Origin of the sequence: Bacillus cereus group sp. N6 (assembly GCF_016483705.1) — a bacterium.
GTDB classification, from domain to species: domain Bacteria; phylum Bacillota; class Bacilli; order Bacillales; family Bacillaceae_G; genus Bacillus_A; species Bacillus_A wiedmannii.
Genome location: NZ_JAEHBI010000049.1, coordinates 1 through 19,731, shown reverse-complemented (window position 1 = coordinate 19,731; position 19,731 = coordinate 1). Strand labels below are relative to the sequence as shown.

The following is a 19,731-nucleotide window of genomic DNA, read 5'->3' as shown; positions in this document are numbered from 1 at the left end:
TAACATATTCAAAAGTGAATTATACTGTGTAAAAACAACCGTCTATTTTTGAAAATATAAGTTCTGCACTTACCTCCTTCCTCTTATCATTGTTTGTTACAACTCTCACCATTTAAAAACAAAAAAAGTCCTAATTTCTTTAGGACTCTATTAAACAAATTTATCAATATTATTAATTTTATATACTACCTTTTTCCATGTTATACCGCGATCTGTTGTAGTAAATATTTCTTTTTTATTACACGCCCAACCTTTACGCCGATTAAAAAAATGCAAACAAAATACATTTTTTAACAATGGATTACTTGATACTTTTATCCATTTTGATCCTTTTTTTATTATTTGATATACACTTCCATTTTCACTATTTATAACCCAGCCATAATAGGAACTAAAAAAAGAAACAGCCACTTTACTAGTATTTATTGTTTTATTTGAAATATGCCACGAATTCCCCTTATCAAATGAGTAATTCATTAAAAATTTATCATCATTCATTTTAGTTGGTATTACTAATAGGTTATTTTTGTAGATTGCTTTATAAGCCATAGCAGTCCCAGTATTAATCCCTTCAAGACTTGGAATATCTTTTATAGCTTGCCAACTTTCCCCACCATTTATTGTTTTAAATACCGTTGATGTTTCATAATGTTTTTGTAATGAAATAAATCCGACTAAATCGTTTATAAATGTTATCCCTGAAATACTATCACTAATACTTATATTTTTTATTACTTTCCAAGCTTTCCCTTTCGTTTTCAAATAGTATAAATTATGTTCAAATTTATTTGATGCAAGCTTTCTAGATAATACAATCCATATACTATCCATATTCGTAGCATGCAATTGCACTTGAACATCAGTCGATTTCTCCCAATCTTCTTCAACCGGTAAAATAAACTCACTCCATCTTTCCCCTCTATTAACTGTATAAAATATAGCTGGCAATAGATCGTCATTCGTTTTTGTTAAACCATATGCCCAAGAGCTTCGAGCGTTTATTGGATATGCAAATAATACAATTGAATTTAGAGGATTAACAACATCCCATGCTACTCCTCCGTTTCGAGTATATAAGATGGCTTGCTTTTTATTTGCATATTGAATACTAGCCCAACCATATTTATCCGTTCTCATTTGTAAAGAAGTAAATTGAATATCATTATTTTCCAATATATCACCTCATTCTTATTATTTATATATTCGTATGCTATTATTTTCAAAACGTTCTATCACTCGTTGTTAGTACCACTCGTTTTATCTACTATCTTTATATTTACTTTCTCTTTTCTTCAACAGTAAAATATCATTCAATCATGTATCAAATATAATGAAATCCCTTCTATTTTTTTCGTTATCATTTACCAACAACTGTATTTTACAAAATTCAAATATAAAAAATGCACCCCAATTGTAAAACTATTTTTAACAATTAGAGTGCACTTTATATAAAATTTAGCTTTTAACTTTTAAGCACTTACTACAGCAGCAACTTTATCCATACAAGAAATAAATTGAGTAATAAATGCATCAATTTCTTCTTTTTTAATTATATATGGAGGAAGTAAACGGATGATATTCCCTTGTGTAACATCAACTAACATCCCTTTCTCCATTAGCTCTACCTGTAATTTCTTTACATTTTCATTCGTATCATTCAAACTAATTCCAAACATCATACCAGCATGGCGGACTTCCTGAATATAATAAGAATTTTCTTTCTGAATTTCTTGCAATTTATCATTTAGATAGTGTGACGTTTCATACGCTTCTTGCATTAAACCATCGTCAATCAATGTGTTTAATACCGTTAACCCTAAAGCGGTTCCCATTGAAGAATGAGCAAACGTTGTGCCGTGATCTCCTGGTGCAAATACATCACATAACTTTTCACCTACAATAATTCCGCCAAGCGGTATCCCGCCTCCTGCTCCCTTACCAATTTGAATAATATCCGGAGTAATATTGAAATTTTGATAAGCAAATAGTTTACCAGTTCTCCCCATACCACTTTGAACTTCATCAACGATAAGAATAACATTATATTTATCACATAAGTTTTGAACACCATGTAAATATTCACTTGATAAAGGGTATATCCCCCCGCTTCCTAATACAGGCTCTAGCATAATCGCAATTGGATTTTCTTTAACGATTGTTTCTTCTAATTGCTCTATATTCTCACGCTCTACTTCATATACCGGAATCGATGTTTTAGGAAAATTTTGATATACACTTTCTTGTCTCGTAAAATGAAGTGCTCCTAACGTACGCCCATGGAAACTATTCTTCAGCACTACGATTCCTTCACGTTCCTCTCCCGTATTAGCTCTATATTTATCAATTAATTTTAATGTCGTTTCTGTCGCTTCCGTACCAGAGTTTGTAAAAAAGACCTTTCCGTTTTTTAAAGAGCAGTCAACTAATTTCTTTGCATACTCAATCGCAACTGGATTTAAAAAATGAAATGGAAGATGCAACGATTTCGTAACTTGTTCCATTGTCATTTGCACGATTTTCGGGTGATTGTACCCTAATACATTCACTCCGACACCAGAAAATAAATCTACATATTCTTTACCATCCACATCATATAGTTTGCAACCTTCTCCTCTTTCTATCGCAACCCTCGTACGACAATACGTAGACATCATATATTCTTTATCTAATTGAAACCAATCCGACATTTTAAATTCCTCCTAGTTATTTTCCCTGTTTATTTATGTTCATTCTCTATAAAGTCATGTATAAATTCATTTTTCAGATTAAAATTTTAATAGTAATTTTCTTCACGATATTCATTTTTCCATAATTTCTTCTATTTCAACAGGTCCACTACATGTGCATTTTTTTCATCTAGCGGTCTGTTACCATTTTGGACTTTGCGTGTCATACATAATCAAGGCTATGAAATCATATTTAGTAACAATGGACAAAAAAGATTTGGAGGCTATATAGATGGATGAAAACTATGATAAACAGGGGCAATCTTTACTAGGGAATGACTTTAATGAAAATAGAGAACGTAATGAACAAGCTATACTTCACTCACAAACAGTTGGTTCACGTGGACCTATTCTAAAGCAAGATAGTGTACTTCACGAGACGCTACAAGAATTTATTCACGAAAAAATTTTAGAAAGACCTGTTCATGTAAAAGGATTTGGTGCGTTCGGTTATTTTCAAACGATCTATCCAATGTCTGAACATACTAAACTACGTTTTTTACAAAATTCTAATGCGAGAGTTCCTGTTATGGTGCGATTTTCATTAGCCGTTAGTACGAAAGGAACACCTGACACTTCTAGAAATGTACGCGGTTTTTCTACAAAGTTTTATACAGAAGAAGGCATTTTCGATCTTTTATGTAATCACATCCCTGTCTTTTCCGTTCGTGATCCGATGCGTTTCCCTGAAACGATTCAAGCGTTGTTACCTTCACCTATAAATAACTTAATAGACCCTAATAGATTTTGGAGCTTTGTCGCTAGAGCGCCTGAATCCATTCATTTCGTTGTTCATTTATATTCTGATGCTGGTACGACCAAAAGTCTTCGCCACATCCCAGGACATAGTGTTAATACATATGTATGGAGAAATGCAGAAGGTAATCGAAAGTATGTAAAGTATCATTGGTACCCCTTTGAAGGTGTACAATACATTACTAGTGAGGAAGCGAATAAACTGGCTGCTGAAAACCCTGATTATAGCGGAAAAGATTTATATGATGCAATTGCAAATGGTAAACCAGTAGAATACGGTTTATATGTCCAGCTCATGGATCCGAAAGATGAAGCACATCTTTCTTATGACCCTTTAGATGATACAAAAGTATGGGATGAAAAGAAGTATCCTCTTATACCAGTAGGCAAAATGGTATTAAATAAAAATCCTGAAAATTATATGGAGCAAGTAGAAAAAGTCGCCTTCTCCCCTTCTAATTTACTAGACGGTGCAGAACTATCAAATGATAAAATGCTGCAAGGGCGTGCTAACATTTACAGTGATTCTCAAAGAAGAAGAATTGGTTCCGAATTTCGCAAATTGGCGATTAACAAACAGCAAAATTGGACGCCTGCTAATCAAATAACGAGCGGTGACGGAAGATACGTTGAAGGTAAACTTGAAAGAACTTCTATTACGAAACAGGATGACTTTACGCAGCCTAGTGAATTTTATGCGAAGTTAAAACCGATAGAAAAAGAACATCTTGCTAAAAACTTAGCTAGTGATATGAAAGTTATTTCTGATGATATTCGAAAGGTTGTTTTGGGGTATTTTCATAAAGTGTCTGCTGATTTGGTAAAGAGGATTGAAAGTGCAATGCAAAAGCTTTAAGTATATAAAAAAACGTCATTTTAAAAATAAAAAATGACGTTTTTTTATGGTGAAATTATTAGTAATTTCTACCGCTTCATTTACAATTCTTAACGGAATTTTTCCCCTTCAAAATTTCCGTTATTTCATTTTACATTATGGTACTCATTTCTCTTTTTCAGATAATCTTTTTCACATTGTAACGGTTTGAATTTCACTTTTTTCCCTTTCTTCTTTTTCGTTTTTATAACGAGCCATTCCCCTTTTTCAACGTCTAGTTTAAGGCGTTTCATTACATTAATATTATCTTTTTCTTTATAAAGTAAAAATGCTTCTTGCGCCCTCACAAATAAGCTGGGCTGCTCGCTAAATCCACCACTATCATAAATTTTAGTTAGCGAATTATAATAAGAATCATTTTCCTTTCCACCATACATCAAATGGGCAGCCTCCAGATCTCTTTTACTTACTTCCCAAAAACTGTGTGCATCAATATTTAAATCAAACGTAGATTTAATGTCCCTCATAATGTTTTTCACATACTTCTCATCTCGAATTTTCCTTTTTTCAAGACAATCAGAAGATAACCTTGGTGCATCTGATTGGGAATGTACAACGTGTTGTATCGATACACACAAAATAAATACGCTTAAAATGTAAAATATTTTTTTCATATTTACATATCACCTCAAATGATTTATATACTATATCATTTGAGTCTTACAATATTCTTATGCTAACAATGTGAAAGGCCCTATAAATTGGACTTTTATAGAGCCTTTCATATTAACATTGCTTTATTAAATTTACCGGTGAAGCCATTACCTTACTATTTTTCACATCATATAGTCCTATAGGCGTTACCCGTATAAAAGGCAAGTGCGTCGCAGAAAAGAATAAAATGGTAAATGCCGGATCGTCATACCTGTAGCCACGCTCTTGCAATAATTTCACCAACTGTTTCTCTTCCTGTATTAATTCACTCATTTTTAAATTAGACATAATCCCGAGCAATGGTAATGCGATTTCGTGTAATACTTCATTCTTTTCAGCTATTACCATTCCCCCGCCAAGCTCTTTTACTCTATGAAAAGCTGTAAGCATATCTTCTTTATTCTTCCCAATAAGAATGATGTCGCCGGTACCAGAATAAGAGCTAGCAAGACCACCTAGTTCTTTCGCAAAACCTTTCACAACTGTATTCACTCGCCACGTACCGTCACGAGCAATCATCATAAGAAAACACTCATCATGATCTAGAGAAAGTTCATCACAGTTTAAATCAATTTCACTCGTGTATGGTTTAGTTATAACGTTATTCAATAAATGTATACCCATTTTATGAGAAAAAATCATATCCTCTTTTTCTATGGACCAGTTTAATAATACTGGAGTTACTTTGAATTTACTCCAGTCTATTTGTAATGATTCATTTTTGTTTATTCCGTCACGCTTCCCCCATTTCCCTTTTGCAAGTACGCTTATTGGAACCGGATTTTCTTTACTTTCCAAAATATTAATATTAGCAATTCTACCTGTCGCAATTGAACCATGTAGATGTTCCATATTATAATAACGAGCGATATTATAACTTGCCATATGATAAGCATCTATTATTGGCACTCCTTGTTTTATCGCGGTAGCTATCATTACGTTTGTCATTCCATTTTCATAAAACGAAGGATGTGAGCCGTCTGTAGTAAGAATAAATCTATCAAACTGCTTTACTCCTAGTTCCAACAATTCTTTTAGTAACACTTCTAAATCTGGGCGGATTGAAGAATTTCTTAGGGAAACCGTGTAACCTTGCATAAGACGAGTGAAAGCTTCCTGCCCTGTCATCGCTTCATGATCACAATCTGTACCTAACAGTTTTAACTTCGCTAAAGTCGTTTCAGATGCTCCTGGAAAATGCCCTTCTACTTTTTTATGTAATCGTTTCGTTTCCTGCACCCAATGTAACATTTCATCATCGCCATGTAATAACTTTGGCCACGCTGTTAGCTCGCCACCTTGAAGAACTGCTTTATGCTTAAGCCACTCTATTATTTCTTCACGATTAAATAAAGATTCCCCGTTTTGCAATTCAGTTTGTCCATCAAAACGACACCACCAATACATACTTGCTGGAATCTTTTCAAATTCATCTAATAAACGAAATGCTTCTTCACGTTGTAATGTGAAAAATAAAGTTAAATTATCATTAATAAAAGTCGTCGTCCCAAACTGCATCGCATAATTTGCTAACGTTTCTGGATTATATAATTGATATGGATGTGCATGCGGTTCTATGTAACTTGGAACTATATACTTTCCATCACAATCAATGACTTCACATTTATGTAGTTGCGCTGGCAGTCTTTCTCCTACATAAATAATGCGATCATCATAGATCCAAATATTTGCTTGCATCCACTCGTGCATATAGGAATTTAAATAAGTTGCATTCTTAAATAAAATGTGCGGACTTCTTTTGCCATCTATTATTTCAACATGTTCTCTTAATTGCTTGTTACTCCACCTGAAATCCTTTTGTTCCACTGTATTCAACTCCAATGCTATATTAGTTAAGATGAAAAATAATTAATTAAATAAACTATTTTTCATACAAGCCCACTAAATACGTACCCCTATTATATTTAATAATCATAAAATAACAATTTTCAGAATAAATATCGTTTTTATTGTTCACTACTTCTCCTTTTGAACATAAACATTTCTGTGCAGTTGTTTTACTGAAATCTTCGAAAGAATAACGACTATTTCGTAAAGTAAAAAACGTGTCACCTTAATACGATGGCACGTTTTTTACTTTGCATTTCAAATTATGATTAGTTCATACTATTTCGGAGCTGATTTATAAAGGCATGGGCTGCATTTGAAAAAACTTGATTCTTTTTCCAAATAATATTTAAGTTCGCTTCTAATTTAGGTTGTAATGGTTTAAAGCAAAGTTTACTATTTCCTGACGTGTTAATTATCTTATCTATACATAATGCATATCCAATACCTTCTTCAACCATAAGTGCTGCATTATAAAGCAAATTATAGGTTGCGACGATGTTTAAATTATCTATACTTTGTCCAAACCATCCTGTTAATTCATTACTAACAGTAGATTGTCGTGAAATGAATAATGGTTTATCTATTAGATCCACTGGGCTAATAACTTGTTTATCCGATAAAGGACTATCTTTACACATTAATACACCCCAAGTGTCTTTAGCTGGCCATTGTGCATATTCATATTTTTGTTTATCAGTTGGCTCTATAACGACACCAAAATCTAATAATCCACTATCTAATTTACTCTTAATGTCATCAGCATTTCCGCTGTACAAATGAAATCGAATATTTGGATAGTCTTTTATTAATACTTTTAATGTTTTCGCAATAAGATGCATCGCTTCAGTTTCACCGGCACCAATGTAAACTTCCCCGCTTATCATTTCTTTTGAATCTTTTAAGTTCGCTTCCGTTTTATCTGCTAAATCAACAATCTCCTTCGCCTTTTTAAATAAGTATTTCCCCTCTTCTGTTAATGAGATTTTCCTATTTCCTCTTATAAATAAATTTGTTCCTAATTCCATTTCTAAATCTTTCAGTTGCCTTGATAATGTTGGCTGTGACAAATGTAATTGTTTTGCAGCTGCTGAAATACTTTCTTCATTTGCTACAGCAATAAAATAGCGTAACACTCGAATTTCCACGATAGTCTCCTTTTACATATAGCTAATAAGCATATGAATGTATTTAATATAGGTATTTGATATTGGAATCGTATCATTTTATGATTGTATTGAAAAGATTAGCGTTTTAGAGGGGAGTATAACAATGGATATGAAAGATTTTATAAATTTTTGTAAGGCCGGCAAGCCTATTTCAGGCGAGGATAAAGAATTACATGATCTACTAGTTCAATGTAGCTATGAAGCCCAGAAGATAACAATGAAATTAAATACATCTTATCATTCTAAAGAAGAGATTGTAGCGATATTTAGTGAATTAACAGGTAACAACATTGATCCATCTTTTATGTGTTTTCCACCGTTTCATACAGACTTCGGTAAAAATATTACAATTGGAAAAAACGTATTTTTTAACACTGGATGTTCTTTTCAAGATAGAGGCGGAATTCATATAGGAGACAATTGTATGATCGGTATGAATGTTACATTTGCCACACTTAATCACGGGCTAACTTTAGAAACAAGAAATACAACATACGCTTCCCCTGTTACAATTGGTGAAAATGTATGGATTGGTTCTAGCGCAACAATACTTCCTGGTGTTTCAATTGGGAACAATTCAATTGTTGCTGCAGGTTCAGTTATTACAAAAGATGTACCTGCAAACACCGTCGTTGCAGGGGTGCCGGCAAAAGGTGTGAAAGTCATTCATAGCAATTAAAAATATCCTAGATTTTTGAAATGCAAACAAGCTACTTTGATTGAAATTTGCTTTACTGCTTATATATTTATTTTATCGCTCTTGTTAAGAATTTTATTTCTCCTTGTGAGAAGAGAATGTACCTATATATTTTGCTATACCGCAATAAAAAGACTTATAGAATGATTCTATAAGTCTTTTACTATAAGGAATTAACCTATACCCATCGATTAACAAATTCAAAAACCAAAAGATTCGCGATGAATAAATTTCTAATAAATCACTATTCTCTCTAATCATCAAAAAGTTCACAATAGTTGAGCAGTTCCTTTTACTGCCTCGTAGCCAAAATATATTCCAAACAGAATTAAAACAATGCCTGCTACTATAGAAATCCATTTCATTACTGTATGATTAATAAATCTTCTACCAAAATGAATAGATGTAGCCATAAATATATCCCAAAGCATAATCCCAGCAAAAATGGCTGCATTATACCATAAAGCTTGTTCTTTTCCAATAGTATTCATGGCACTAGTTAGAACTAATCCATATATCCCTATCCAAAAAATAATATTTAATGGATTAGAAATTGCGATAGCAAACCCCGATAGAAAAGATTTTAAAGGATGTTCTTTTTCACCTGATGAAATATATTGAACTTGTTTAGTAGCTTCTTTCATACTTTCATAACCCAAATAAATCATCGTTACAAAACCAAAAATCCAAATGCAAAGTTGAGCAACTGGAGTTGTTAAATAAGTCGAAATACCAAAGTAAATTAAAAACATCATTACAACATCTGCTGACATTGCCCCGACTCCCACTAACCATGCACTCAAAAAACCATTTTTTATTCCTTTATTTATTTGAGCAACATTAATCGGACCGACTGGTGCAGACAATGAAATCCCTAATAATATATAACTGAATATCATGCTAATCATTTTTCTTCAACCCCGTAATAGGACATCTCATTACACTTTCTTCATTTGTTTCTGGTAACATATATTGTTTCCATTCAAAGGTTTCTTTTATTCCGTAATCCCCTATATCTGGATGCATTGGAATATCATCATATGCTAACAAACGTTTTCTAATCACTTTCCACACTTGTTTCCCTTGTTTTGTATCACCTGTAATATCATCCAAAGTACCTCGAGGTTGTAACGTAATTTCAAGGCCGGTTCCTGTATATCTACTTTTTCTCTCAGAATATATTGGAGCCCTACAAACGACAAATATAGGTTCACCACCAAAACAAAATTCCCATTTAGCGTTATAAGGATCTATTGGTATTTCTGCATTCCATGGCTCCGGATCATTTCTCATTAAAAATTGTAATACATTCCAAAATTGTTTTTTGTATTCTTCAGCCAGTAATTGTTTATTAGATGGTTTAAAAAATATTACTAAAGTAGTTCTCTTTGCAATTTGTTGATATGTTTTAATATATTCATAAATCCCATCTCTTAGTTTGAACAATTCATTTTCATCATAAGCCGATTCGGAAAATATATATCTAGACCAACCATGTTTCTCAGAATCCACTGCAAAATAACACGGAAATGGTTTAGATTGATCTAAAATGCTATCGTGAAAATTATTGAAAGATACAGTTTTCCACTCATCTAAAATCCCTTTATTTTGTTCTTCAATTATTCTCTTTTGATCGTATAAATACATTTTTGTAGTTGGCATTACTAAAAGCCCCCCTAATATATTTATGATTTTTTCTCATATAGTAAAATATTATTCTCAACAATATTTAAAATTTCATTTATACTTTTTGTAGGTATTTCAATTGTTATCTCAGGTATACCGGGAGATAATAAAAATTTATTATAGTTATAAATTTTTCGATCTATAATAAGTGTGATTTCATCTGAATAGCCAAATGGAGATACGCATCCTGGAACACAAGAAGTTTTTTCTATTAACTCCTCGGCTGAACAAATAGAAATCCTTTTTCCAACCAACTCTTTCATAAGTTTTGAATCTAATTTTTCTCCTTCAACAGTTACAAATATGTAATAGTTATTTGATTTATCTTTTAAAAATAAACTTTTACTGGGTACACCTTCTAATTTAAACCTTTCTCTAATTTTTCTATCTGTTTCATAATCTAATATTGGTTCATGTGTATATTGTTTATACGATATAGCCGCTTCTTCTAACAGTTCTACTACTTGTTTATACATATTTATCCTCTCTTTGATTTCATTACACAATTTGAAAATATAGCCTTTTCTATTGCTGTTCCCGCTCCCTATTCTTTTTCACAATATATTCAATTATAGTTTAAAACACAATTTAAATTGCAATAAAATACATATTTGTAATAAAAATGGAATTAAAATATAAAACCTATATTAATCATTAATTTCATAATAGTCAATCATTTAGACACAAATCATAATTATCTATTTTTGTATACTTAATTCTATTTGTTATTAATTCATACATATTGTTTCTTTTGAAAAAGGACTTGTATATGTGTTCTATTTTTCATCTTCCAAAAATGTTTTGTTTTATCCTTCGGAAATGCGTCAACATTAATACGCTTTAAGATATTAATTCATACGATAAAAGTACATTATTATGTAAATTAAGGAAATACATTCGAATATTTTTCAACAAAAATCAGAATTTACTTATTATTAACTCCAAAATCTAGAACTACTTACCTTTGTATGTTCCAATATTTTAAAAATGTAAAAGTCACTATAAATAAGAAATATCAAATAAATATAATAGATTTATAGTAAAATAAAAAAATTTAAATACATCATTACTTTTCTTGTAACAGCACGTAAAAACCCCGAATCATGGGAAGTAAATTGCTCATGATTCGGGGTTTTTTAAGACTATATTTTAATAATAATTAAATCGCATACAAGTCCTTATATACCTCTATAGTAGAACTCTTTTCATCTATTATTTCTTAAATTCAATTTGCATCATTTTATTAAACTGTGTAAGAATATCAACCGGACCTAAAGAGTTAACATTGACAGCAAATGTATGCTTGCCTCCAATTACTCCACCAGCAAAAGTCATATACCCAGGAATTGCTCCTCCGTGACCCCAAACTGAAACACCGTTTGGAAGTTTCGTCTCATATATCCCAAGGCCATATCCATCACCAAGATCTTTTCCTTCTATTGGAACTGTAGTAAGCATTTCTTTTAGCTCGCGTTCTTTCAATAACTTACCACCGAGCAAAGATGAAAAGAACTTATTTAAATCGTCTGCATCTGAAATCATATCTCCCGCTGAATTAGCTAAACTCGGATTATAATACGTCATGTCTTTCAATTCACTTGTTTCGTCAATTTTCATATACCCTCGAGCATGATTCTTTCCTGGGATGACTGGTGAATTACCTGGTAAAAACGTATTTGCCAAGTCCAAAGGTTCAATAATTCGTTTTTCAATTTCTTCCGCATAACTATTACCAGTTATTTTTTCAATAAGCATTCCTAGTATTACGTATCCTGTGTTTGAATACGACCAACCTTTACCTGGCGAAAAATCTGGAGGTAGAGCAAGTCCTATTTTCACTATTTCTTCTGCTGTATACGTTTTTTTCGAATTCATAATGTCAGCTTCTTTTGACTTTAAATATTCAGCTATACCACTCGTATGGTTCAAAAGTTGACGTATCGTAATTTGATTGCCATCATATCCATTTCCTTGAATGAGGCCAGGTAGCCACATTTCAATAGAATCGTCAAGTTGCACGCGATTTTCTCCTACTAATTGAAGAACAGTCGTAGCAGTAAAAGTTTTCGTCACACTACCAATCCGAAAGCGATAGTCCGATTTCATCGATTTCTTTGTACTTAAATCCGCGAGGCCAGCATTATAACTACTAATTTTTCCGTTATTATACGTCTTAGCTAATACCCCTGGCGCTCCAATTTGGATTGTTTCCTGCATGACTCGTTTCCAACCATTCAGATTCTTTTGATCATGTGCTTCTGACGAATTAGAAATATTTTGAGTAGATTCTGCTTTCACAGTAAAACCTGGTGTGAATAAAGTAGTACCCGCTAATAAAACTGCCAAACTCGCTAACTTAATTGAATAACTTTTTTTCATAAGGCTTTCTCTCCTCTATTCATATCGTATTGATTCAAGCTATACTTTCATCCTATATGATAAACCTCTCTTTTTTCTTATCCATTCCTTACGAAATACTTACGTTCAAAATTTAATGACCCAATGGAAAAAGCAATGTATGAAAATAAAAAAGAACGTGTTTTCAATTTATGAAAACACGTTCTCTTACATACTTAAAACCCTATATCAACTTTTTAGTTCATTCACTTTTACCATCCTGCACTAGCGTTCATGCCATTTCCGATAATAGTAAATAGTAATGGCCACAGCACTGGTGCTAACGTAAGAAATAGATTAAGCAGTATAAGTATTCTATATCTTCCAAGGATATTATGATTTTTACGATTAACAAATACTACAAAAACTAATAATATTATGGTCGTTACAAGTCAACTACACCCACTGAGATGAAACGTTTCAGTGGGGGCTTGAGTTAGAACGCTAGGTCTTTTCGTCTATCGCTAGACAGTTGACGCTCTAGCATTCATGCCACCTTATGGTAACACCCCAAGTATGTTTTTGGTTGGTACTGGCAACGAACGATTGTTTTCCCACTTGCACCACCCTTTCGAAAAAGAGCAGTTCTTCCTTATGGAAGAAGCCACCACTCAGATCAATCTGGCGTGTACTACAAGCCCCGACAAGTCGAGTACACATGGATGGTTGACGCACCCACTAAGCTATGCGCGAAGCAACAGCCTTACGTTTTTGTACTTCTAATAGAATCGGCGTTTTCACTTTGAGGTTGTCATCCAATTCTACAACTTTTGATTTTTTCAATGTATTCAATGCACCATTAATATCAGCGTGAATATATTTCCCTAATTTACTTTGGTACAGACCGCGCGTGATTCGTTTACCACTAAAGCGATAATGCGTCCTATCATCCTTAGACCAAGCTGGAACCGGATCTTTATCAAGAAAACTAGCTTTTGAAGTATAGCTCTCTTCTTGTTTTAAAAATCGTATACCTTCTTTTATACATTTATTCTCAATTGCCGCAATCAGTTTATGAAATGGGATTTGAACAAACTTTTGATTATTCTTTTTCCCCATATCAGATTTTTGTTTCCAACCAGCGTTATACCCTACGACAACCGTATCTATGCCAAATGCTTTCACTTTTTTGAACAACAAGCCTACCGTTTGTGAAATGTAACCATTTATTTGTCGTTCCCGTTTATGCCAAAGTGCAGCCATTTTGTTCGTTACAACTCGTTTAGAAAGTCCATTTTCTACATTTTTCAGTTGTAGATTACGTATTATTTTGTTGAAGTACTGGTTAATGGATTTTAGTTTCTTTCCATCAATTAAAAATGTATCACCTGTATTTGTTACGCAACTTACTAATCTATCTACACCTAAATCGCAACTCAAAGCGTTACTAGTAGTCGTGGATGGTTTCTTCATTTGAGAAACGTGCATTTCATATGTGTAATGCACCTCAAAGAACCGACCTTTTTGCTTCGGTACAATCTCAATATAGGAGATTTTTTTATTTCTTAAGTTTTTAGGCATACGTATTTGAATGGAACCGAATTTTTTTCTGAATGCAACATTCATCGGAATCATCCAATACCCATTATCATCCACTTTTGGAACTTGATAGATTTCAATAATTCGTTTGTCAGTTGAACCAGAATAATTCGGAAACTTAGGACGACCTGTGAAGGTTTCTGGTTTTTTCTTCCACTGTTCCCATGCTTTAAAAAAGCTTTTCACTTCTGTAAATAAGGCTCTACGAATCGCTTGAACAGAGTTTGATTGAATGCCCGAGTAATTCAAATCGGCTTGCATGGCAGTATCCACTTCTTTTACAGTAGCTATTTTATTATGGTTCAAGTAACTTTGTTTTATGGTGTACAATCCAACATTTCGCAATGCTTTTGAACTATGTGACATGCGCTGAAGTAAACGAAATTCTTTTGCCGTGAGGCACGCTCGTCCGATATTCTGTTTTTGAGTGAATCGTTGTATATTTTCTCTTTTCTTTTGTTTACGTAATACTTTCACTGCTTTCTTTCTAGCCATTGTTTTCACCACCTTTCTTAGAGAGTTCATTAAAATTATTTTTTTGACAAATTACTATTTGGAACGAAACGGAACAAAATGTGAATATGGTCTTCATCGCAATTCCTATTGGCTCAAGTAACAAAATGATTATTATTATCCAATTTCGTTGCCTTACGATCTATTCCCTCCTTATCTAAGGACAGATTGTACCGTAAGACAAAAAGAAACAAATACTCGCCTGCAAAAAATTATTATGAAAGAAACAAAAGAGTTCAGCCTACCTTCTGACAACAATTCATCTCCACCTGAATTGTTGGGCTTCACCCGTAACACAAATCAGATGGAGTCTTCTTGCCGAAAAAGATAAAAAAAGATACCCATAGCAATCGCTTAGGGTATCTTTTTCACCAAATTATTTTACTAAATCTCCATTATAAGCTTTTATATTAAGTGGAGCAGTTAAAAACTGTGCTGCTTTACTAACGAAAGATGTAAAGTGTTCACTCGTATTATGACTCGCAACTGCCTTTTCATCTTTCCATACTTCTACCATCGTATATACATTTTCATTTTCTGTATCTTTATATAAGTCATAAGATATATTTCCACTTTCTTCTCTTGAACTATGAATCAGCGGACGAATTCCTTCTAAAAATGATTGTTGTTTTGCTGGATCTACTTGAAATATTGCGTGAATAATAATCATGGTGTTTCCCCTCTCATATCTCACTTATTTCTGTATTTATAAAATTACTTCCACTCAGCAACTTTTTCAACTGGAAGACGTACTGATTGGTAACCACTATCAGCAGCTTTTCCGATTGAAATTAACATAACTGGTACGTGACGTTCTTTATCTAATCCGAAAGCTTCTGCGATTTGGTCTTTTTCAAATCCGCCAATTGGGCAAGTGTCATAACCGTGAGCACGAGCTGCTAGCATAAATTGCATTGCTACAAGACCACCGTCAATTAGTACTGTATCTTTCATTACTTCTGGTGTAACCATTGAGAAGTAACCAGAAAGTTTTTTCATTTGATCTTCTTTTACTTCTGCTGGCATTAAACCACGCTCTACTGCTGTACCGTAAATTTCTTCTGCGTTATCAAAGTTGTTTAAATCACCAAATACAGCAATCATCGCTGAAGATGTTTCTACTTGAGATTGATTAAATTTCGCTAGTGGTGCAAGTGTTGCTTTCGCTTCGTCACTTTCAATTACTAAAAATCTCCATGGTTGCATGTTTACAGAAGATGGTGCAAGTGTTGCTTCTGTAAGAATTTCTGTCATTTCTTCTTTGCTAATTTTCACTGATGTGTCGTATTTACGAATTGAACGGCGTCCTGTTAAAATTTCGTTAAAATCATTTGTTTTTACTGAGTTAGTCATAGTTGTATTCTCCCTTTTTATAGTTCTTTTATGTTTTCTTGAATGTGATTTAACATATTTAAAAGATTATCGCGCTCTTCCTCACTTAATCCTTTAAATGCAGATGCTGCAAAACGTTCTTTTTCCTCCTGATACACTTGAATTTTATTTCGTCCCTCTTCAGTTAGAGAAACTAACGTAATTCTGTTATCATTTGGATTTTTACGCCTTGTAATCATTCCGTTTGCTTCCAACTGTTTTAAATGCCTCGTAATCGCTGCATTATCAATATTCACTTCTTGCTGAAGTGCTTTTTGGCTAATTTCACCTACTTCATATAACTGAAGTATAAGTTCTAGTCTAGATTGACTCATACCCGTACACCCTTCAAATTTCGAACTTACGTCTTTATTTAGAAAGTGTAATTTATATAAAATAATTGCTTCTTTTGAGCATGAACTTGTCAAATTACCCCTCCTTTATATCCAATTTAAAAATATTTGATACATCAATAGTTGATATGTCAATTAATATAATCTATATCGATTTAAAATGCAAGCATTTTGTTTTCATTTATATTTTTCCAAATTTAGGCGCTTTGTAGCATTACAAAAAATGTAAATTACATTATAATAGTAATAATTCAAATGACTGGAGAGTGATTGTAATGCGGCAATACACAAATAGAAATGAGGAATTAAAAATGGAAAATGAAATGAGGATATTCACAAATGACAACAATAAATATAGGGATTGTCGCGCACGTAGACGCTGGCAAGACGAGTTTGACTGAGCGTATTCTTTATGAAACGAATGTGATTAAAGAAATTGGCCGAGTAGATAGTGGTAATACGCAAACTGACTCAATGGAATTAGAGAGACAACGCGGAATTACGATTAAAGCATCTGTCGTATCTTTCTTTATTGATGATGTAAAAGTAAATGTCATTGACACACCTGGACACGCTGATTTTATCGCTGAAGTGGAGCGATCATTCCGCGTTTTAGACGGTGCGATTTTAGTTATCTCTGCCGTTGAAGGTGTGCAAGCACAAACAAAGATTTTAATGTGGATATTACAGAAATTAAACATACCTACTATATTATTTGTTAATAAAATAGACCGTAGTGGCGCAAATACTGAAAAAGTTGTGAAACAAATAAAAGAGCTTCTTTCAAATGAAGCATGCCCCTTCTACTTTGTAGAAAACGAAGGTACAAAGGAAGTACGGATTATTGAATATAAATCCTATGAAGATTGTATGGAACGATTAGCACCATTTAACGAATCATTGCTTGAGTCATATGTAAATAACGAAATAATACCGGATGCACTATTAAGAAAAGAACTCGAAAAGCAAATACAGCAAGCAAATGTGTACCCAATCTTTTTCGGTTCAGCCATGACAGGTATAGGTGTAACTGAACTGCTCGAAAATATTTCAACCTTATTTCCAGCTAATAAGTCGGTAGAAAACGAAACATTATCCGGTGTTGTGTTTAAAATTGAACGTGAACCTTCTGGAGAAAAGATTGCTTATGTAAGAGTTTTTTCTGGTCGTTTACACGTAAGAAAATATGTTGATATACAGCGCGGGGACGTTCTGGGGCATAAAGAAAAGATTAAGAAAATATGCCTATTTCATAAGGGGAATGTTGTTCAATCTTCTATCGTTCCTAGCGGAGAATTTTGCAAAGTGTGGGGACTGAATGATATTAAAATTGGTGATATTATCGGTGAACGGACGAATTATATAAAAGACATTCACTTTGCCGAACCACAAATGGAAGCTGCTATTGAAGCAGTACCAAAAGAACGAATTCATGATCTATACGCTGCACTTATGGATCTATGTGAAGAAGATCCGCTCATTAAAGTGTGGAAAGATGATATTCATAATGAACTATATATTCGCCTTTTCGGGGAAGTACAAAAAGAAGTAATTGAAACAACACTTTTTGAGAAATATAATTTGCAGGTGACTTTCTCAAATACGCGGGTTGTATGTATTGAGAAGCCAATTGGCGTAGGTAATAGCGTTGAAGTAATGGGTGAAAAAACGAATCCATTTTACGCAACAATTGGCTTTAAAATCGAACGTGGTGAGCTGAATTCTGGCATAATATATAAGTTAGGCGTTGAACTTGGATCGCTGCCTTTAGCATTTCATAAAGCAATTGAAGATACAGTATTTCAAACGTTAAAACAAGGTTTGTACGGATGGGAAGTTACGGACATTATCGTCACGTTAACACATACTGGTTATGCAAGCCCTGTTACAACAGCGAGTGACTTTAGAAATTTAACACCACTCGTTTTAATGGATGCTTTAAAGCAAGCTGAAACATGTGTATTTGAACCAGTAAACGCATTTGAATTAACTGTACCAGAACGTGCAATTAGTACCGCAATGTATAAATTAGCTGCCATTCCAGCAGCTTTTGCAGATCCTATATTCAATAATGATTCTTACGAGTTAACAGGTTCATTACCTGTTGCGAAAACAGAGAATTTTAAGCGAATGCTTCATTCATTCACTGAAGGAGAAGGCATTTTTACAACGAAGCCATCTGGTTACAAAGAACTGAAGGCTCCCTTCCCTACTCGAAAACGTGTTGATTATAATCCGCTGAATCGTAAGGATTATTTGCTTCATGTGCTTAAGGCTTATTAAGTAAAAAAGAGGTGCAAATTGCACCTCTTTTTGCATGTATTGATAAGTTAGTTTGTCCTAACAACTTCTTTAAGCTTTTCTATTATTTTTGCTATTGCTTCGATTGAATTCTCGGTTTCATATTCTCCAACATTTACAGAATGATTTGCATTTTTGACAACTTCAATTTGTAAATTCGTCTTATGTAACTGATCGATTTGATCTGCATTATATTGGTGATCTTTATCTCCAATTACTAATAGCCCTTCGTGACGACTATGTAAAATCGACTCAAAAATGGAATCAAAAGTTAGTAAAGGTGTAAGTAGTATCATTTTTGACTGTAAAAAATCTTCTCTCTTCATTAAATCATTTGCAATCGGAATGGTTCCGAGTGACTTTCCTAAAAATATCGTATGATTGTATTGCTCACCTTTTAATACTTCCTTCATTACAGGATTAATATCGTCCATCATTATTTTTGTTACTTCTTCCATCAGTTTATTCATTACTTGTTCGTTATAAGAATAATGAATATGTACTACATCTATTTTATTTTCAAGCATAAGCATCGTTGCATAATAGAATAATGGTTTATCATAATTGTAACCGGAACCTGAAAACATAAAACAGATTGTATTAGAACCTTTTTCGATATGTGTGTAACGAATGACTTTGTCGTCTATATGTATTTCCTTTTTAGTTCCCTTCACCGTTTCCCCCTCCAAACACGTTTACTTTTGTAAAACGATATGTTCTGTATGAACTGATACATCCTTTACTTTATCTGTAACTACTCAGCTTTTTCAGACAAAAAAGCAGGCCAAATACATGTTTCCGATTTGAAAACATGAAAAAAAATACT

The 19,731-nt window shown here is 33.2% G+C and carries 17 protein-coding genes and 1 pseudogene; 3 read left to right on the top strand and 15 right to left on the bottom strand.

What is annotated here, in order from left to right; genetic code table 11:
* Positions 1–150: 150 nt before the first annotated feature.
* Both JDS99_RS24985 and JDS99_RS24980 read right to left on the bottom strand, forming a co-directional pair.
* Positions 151–1,173, bottom strand: coding sequence for a hypothetical protein (locus JDS99_RS24985; RefSeq protein WP_199695897.1), 1,023 nt, complete (start codon positions 1,171–1,173; stop codon positions 151–153).
* A gap of 296 nt (positions 1,174–1,469) precedes the next feature.
* On the bottom strand, positions 1,470–2,687 hold the full coding sequence (locus JDS99_RS24980) for an aspartate aminotransferase family protein (protein WP_199695895.1): 1,218 nt from the start codon (positions 2,685–2,687) through the stop codon (positions 1,470–1,472).
* Between the two features lie 271 nt (positions 2,688–2,958).
* Between JDS99_RS24980 and JDS99_RS24975 the strand changes: the two genes are divergently transcribed.
* Positions 2,959–4,338, top strand: a complete 1,380-nt coding sequence (locus JDS99_RS24975) for a catalase (RefSeq protein WP_199695893.1) — start codon at positions 2,959–2,961, stop codon at positions 4,336–4,338.
* A 125-nt stretch (positions 4,339–4,463) separates the two neighbouring features.
* On the opposite strand, the gene JDS99_RS24970 is transcribed toward JDS99_RS24975, so the two are convergent.
* The 3 genes from JDS99_RS24970 to JDS99_RS24960 form a co-directional block, all read right to left on the bottom strand.
* Entirely contained in the window at positions 4,464–4,991 is a 528-nt protein-coding gene (locus JDS99_RS24970; protein WP_088609183.1) for a hypothetical protein, read from the bottom strand.
* A 112-nt stretch (positions 4,992–5,103) separates the two neighbouring features.
* Positions 5,104–6,858, bottom strand: a complete 1,755-nt coding sequence (locus JDS99_RS24965; protein WP_199695892.1) for an adenine deaminase C-terminal domain-containing protein — start codon at positions 6,856–6,858, stop codon at positions 5,104–5,106.
* 290 nt (positions 6,859–7,148) lie between these two features.
* Positions 7,149–8,027: a LysR substrate-binding domain-containing protein gene (locus JDS99_RS24960; RefSeq protein WP_199695890.1), complete on the bottom strand. Its 879-nt coding sequence runs from the start codon at positions 8,025–8,027 to the stop codon at positions 7,149–7,151.
* Between the two features lie 124 nt (positions 8,028–8,151).
* On the opposite strand from JDS99_RS24960, the gene JDS99_RS24955 reads away from it, so the two are divergent.
* The gene (locus JDS99_RS24955) at positions 8,152–8,727 is read left to right on the top strand and encodes a sugar O-acetyltransferase (RefSeq protein WP_199695888.1); all 576 of its coding nucleotides are present in this window, start codon (positions 8,152–8,154) and stop codon (positions 8,725–8,727) included.
* Between the two features lie 287 nt (positions 8,728–9,014).
* Here the strand turns inward: JDS99_RS24955 and JDS99_RS24950 are convergent, their stop codons facing one another.
* The 9 genes and pseudogenes from JDS99_RS24950 to JDS99_RS24910 form a co-directional block, all read right to left on the bottom strand.
* The gene (locus JDS99_RS24950; protein WP_199695886.1) at positions 9,015–9,653 is read right to left on the bottom strand and encodes a LysE family translocator; all 639 of its coding nucleotides are present in this window, start codon (positions 9,651–9,653) and stop codon (positions 9,015–9,017) included.
* On the bottom strand, positions 9,646–10,407 hold the full coding sequence (locus JDS99_RS24945) for a YqcI/YcgG family protein (protein WP_199695885.1): 762 nt from the start codon (positions 10,405–10,407) through the stop codon (positions 9,646–9,648). The genes JDS99_RS24950 and JDS99_RS24945 overlap by 8 nt, the downstream gene beginning before the upstream one ends.
* A 23-nt stretch (positions 10,408–10,430) precedes the next feature.
* Positions 10,431–10,907, bottom strand: a complete 477-nt coding sequence (locus tag JDS99_RS24940; RefSeq protein ID WP_087984608.1) for a YbaK/EbsC family protein — start codon at positions 10,905–10,907, stop codon at positions 10,431–10,433.
* 736 nt (positions 10,908–11,643) lie between these two features.
* The gene (locus JDS99_RS24935; protein WP_199695883.1) at positions 11,644–12,810 is read right to left on the bottom strand and encodes a serine hydrolase domain-containing protein; all 1,167 of its coding nucleotides are present in this window, start codon (positions 12,808–12,810) and stop codon (positions 11,644–11,646) included.
* A gap of 230 nt (positions 12,811–13,040) precedes the next feature.
* Positions 13,041–13,217 (bottom strand): annotated as a pseudogene (locus tag JDS99_RS24930) (DUF3902 family protein); the annotation flags it as partial.
* 289 nt (positions 13,218–13,506) lie between these two features.
* The gene (locus tag JDS99_RS24925) at positions 13,507–14,862 is read right to left on the bottom strand and encodes an RNA-guided endonuclease TnpB family protein (RefSeq protein WP_199695881.1); all 1,356 of its coding nucleotides are present in this window, start codon (positions 14,860–14,862) and stop codon (positions 13,507–13,509) included.
* A 394-nt stretch (positions 14,863–15,256) separates the two neighbouring features.
* The gene (locus JDS99_RS24920; protein WP_199695880.1) at positions 15,257–15,550 is read right to left on the bottom strand and encodes a putative quinol monooxygenase; all 294 of its coding nucleotides are present in this window, start codon (positions 15,548–15,550) and stop codon (positions 15,257–15,259) included.
* A gap of 44 nt (positions 15,551–15,594) precedes the next feature.
* Complete coding sequence (locus JDS99_RS24915) at positions 15,595–16,233, bottom strand: nitroreductase family protein (protein WP_064057546.1); 639 nt, start codon at positions 16,231–16,233, stop codon at positions 15,595–15,597.
* 17 nt (positions 16,234–16,250) lie between these two features.
* On the bottom strand, positions 16,251–16,679 hold the full coding sequence (locus tag JDS99_RS24910) for a MarR family winged helix-turn-helix transcriptional regulator (protein ID WP_088609193.1): 429 nt from the start codon (positions 16,677–16,679) through the stop codon (positions 16,251–16,253).
* A 264-nt stretch (positions 16,680–16,943) separates the two neighbouring features.
* On the opposite strand from JDS99_RS24910, the gene JDS99_RS24905 reads away from it, so the two are divergent.
* Positions 16,944–18,887 carry an elongation factor G gene (locus tag JDS99_RS24905; protein ID WP_199695878.1) on the top strand — a complete coding sequence of 648 codons (1,944 nt, stop codon included), beginning with the start codon at positions 16,944–16,946 and terminating at the stop codon, positions 18,885–18,887.
* A 47-nt stretch (positions 18,888–18,934) separates the two neighbouring features.
* Here JDS99_RS24905 and JDS99_RS24900 read toward each other — a convergent pair whose 3' ends face one another.
* On the bottom strand, positions 18,935–19,579 hold the full coding sequence (locus tag JDS99_RS24900) for an alpha/beta family hydrolase (RefSeq protein ID WP_199695877.1): 645 nt from the start codon (positions 19,577–19,579) through the stop codon (positions 18,935–18,937).
* Positions 19,580–19,731: the final 152 nt, after the last annotated feature.

What these genes read in the sequence shown, in the direction of transcription:
- JDS99_RS24980 (WP_199695895.1), bottom strand. Translation starts at nt 2,687, where the DNA reads ATGTCGGATTGGTTTCAATTAGATAAAGAATATATGATGTCTACGTAT.
- JDS99_RS24975 (WP_199695893.1), top strand. Translation starts at nt 2,959, where the DNA reads ATGGATGAAAACTATGATAAACAGGGGCAATCTTTACTAGGGAATGAC.
- JDS99_RS24970 (WP_088609183.1), bottom strand. Translation starts at nt 4,991, where the DNA reads ATGAAAAAAATATTTTACATTTTAAGCGTATTTATTTTGTGTGTATCG.
- JDS99_RS24955 (WP_199695888.1), top strand. Translation starts at nt 8,152, where the DNA reads ATGGATATGAAAGATTTTATAAATTTTTGTAAGGCCGGCAAGCCTATT.
- JDS99_RS24950 (WP_199695886.1), bottom strand. Translation starts at nt 9,653, where the DNA reads ATGATTAGCATGATATTCAGTTATATATTATTAGGGATTTCATTGTCT.
- JDS99_RS24945 (WP_199695885.1), bottom strand. Translation starts at nt 10,407, where the DNA reads ATGCCAACTACAAAAATGTATTTATACGATCAAAAGAGAATAATTGAA.
- JDS99_RS24940 (WP_087984608.1), bottom strand. Translation starts at nt 10,907, where the DNA reads ATGTATAAACAAGTAGTAGAACTGTTAGAAGAAGCGGCTATATCGTAT.
- JDS99_RS24935 (WP_199695883.1), bottom strand. Translation starts at nt 12,810, where the DNA reads ATGAAAAAAAGTTATTCAATTAAGTTAGCGAGTTTGGCAGTTTTATTA.
- JDS99_RS24925 (WP_199695881.1), bottom strand. Translation starts at nt 14,862, where the DNA reads ATGGCTAGAAAGAAAGCAGTGAAAGTATTACGTAAACAAAAGAAAAGA.
- JDS99_RS24920 (WP_199695880.1), bottom strand. Translation starts at nt 15,550, where the DNA reads ATGATTATTATTCACGCAATATTTCAAGTAGATCCAGCAAAACAACAA.
- JDS99_RS24915 (WP_064057546.1), bottom strand. Translation starts at nt 16,233, where the DNA reads ATGACTAACTCAGTAAAAACAAATGATTTTAACGAAATTTTAACAGGA.
- JDS99_RS24905 (WP_199695878.1), top strand. Translation starts at nt 16,944, where the DNA reads ATGACAACAATAAATATAGGGATTGTCGCGCACGTAGACGCTGGCAAG.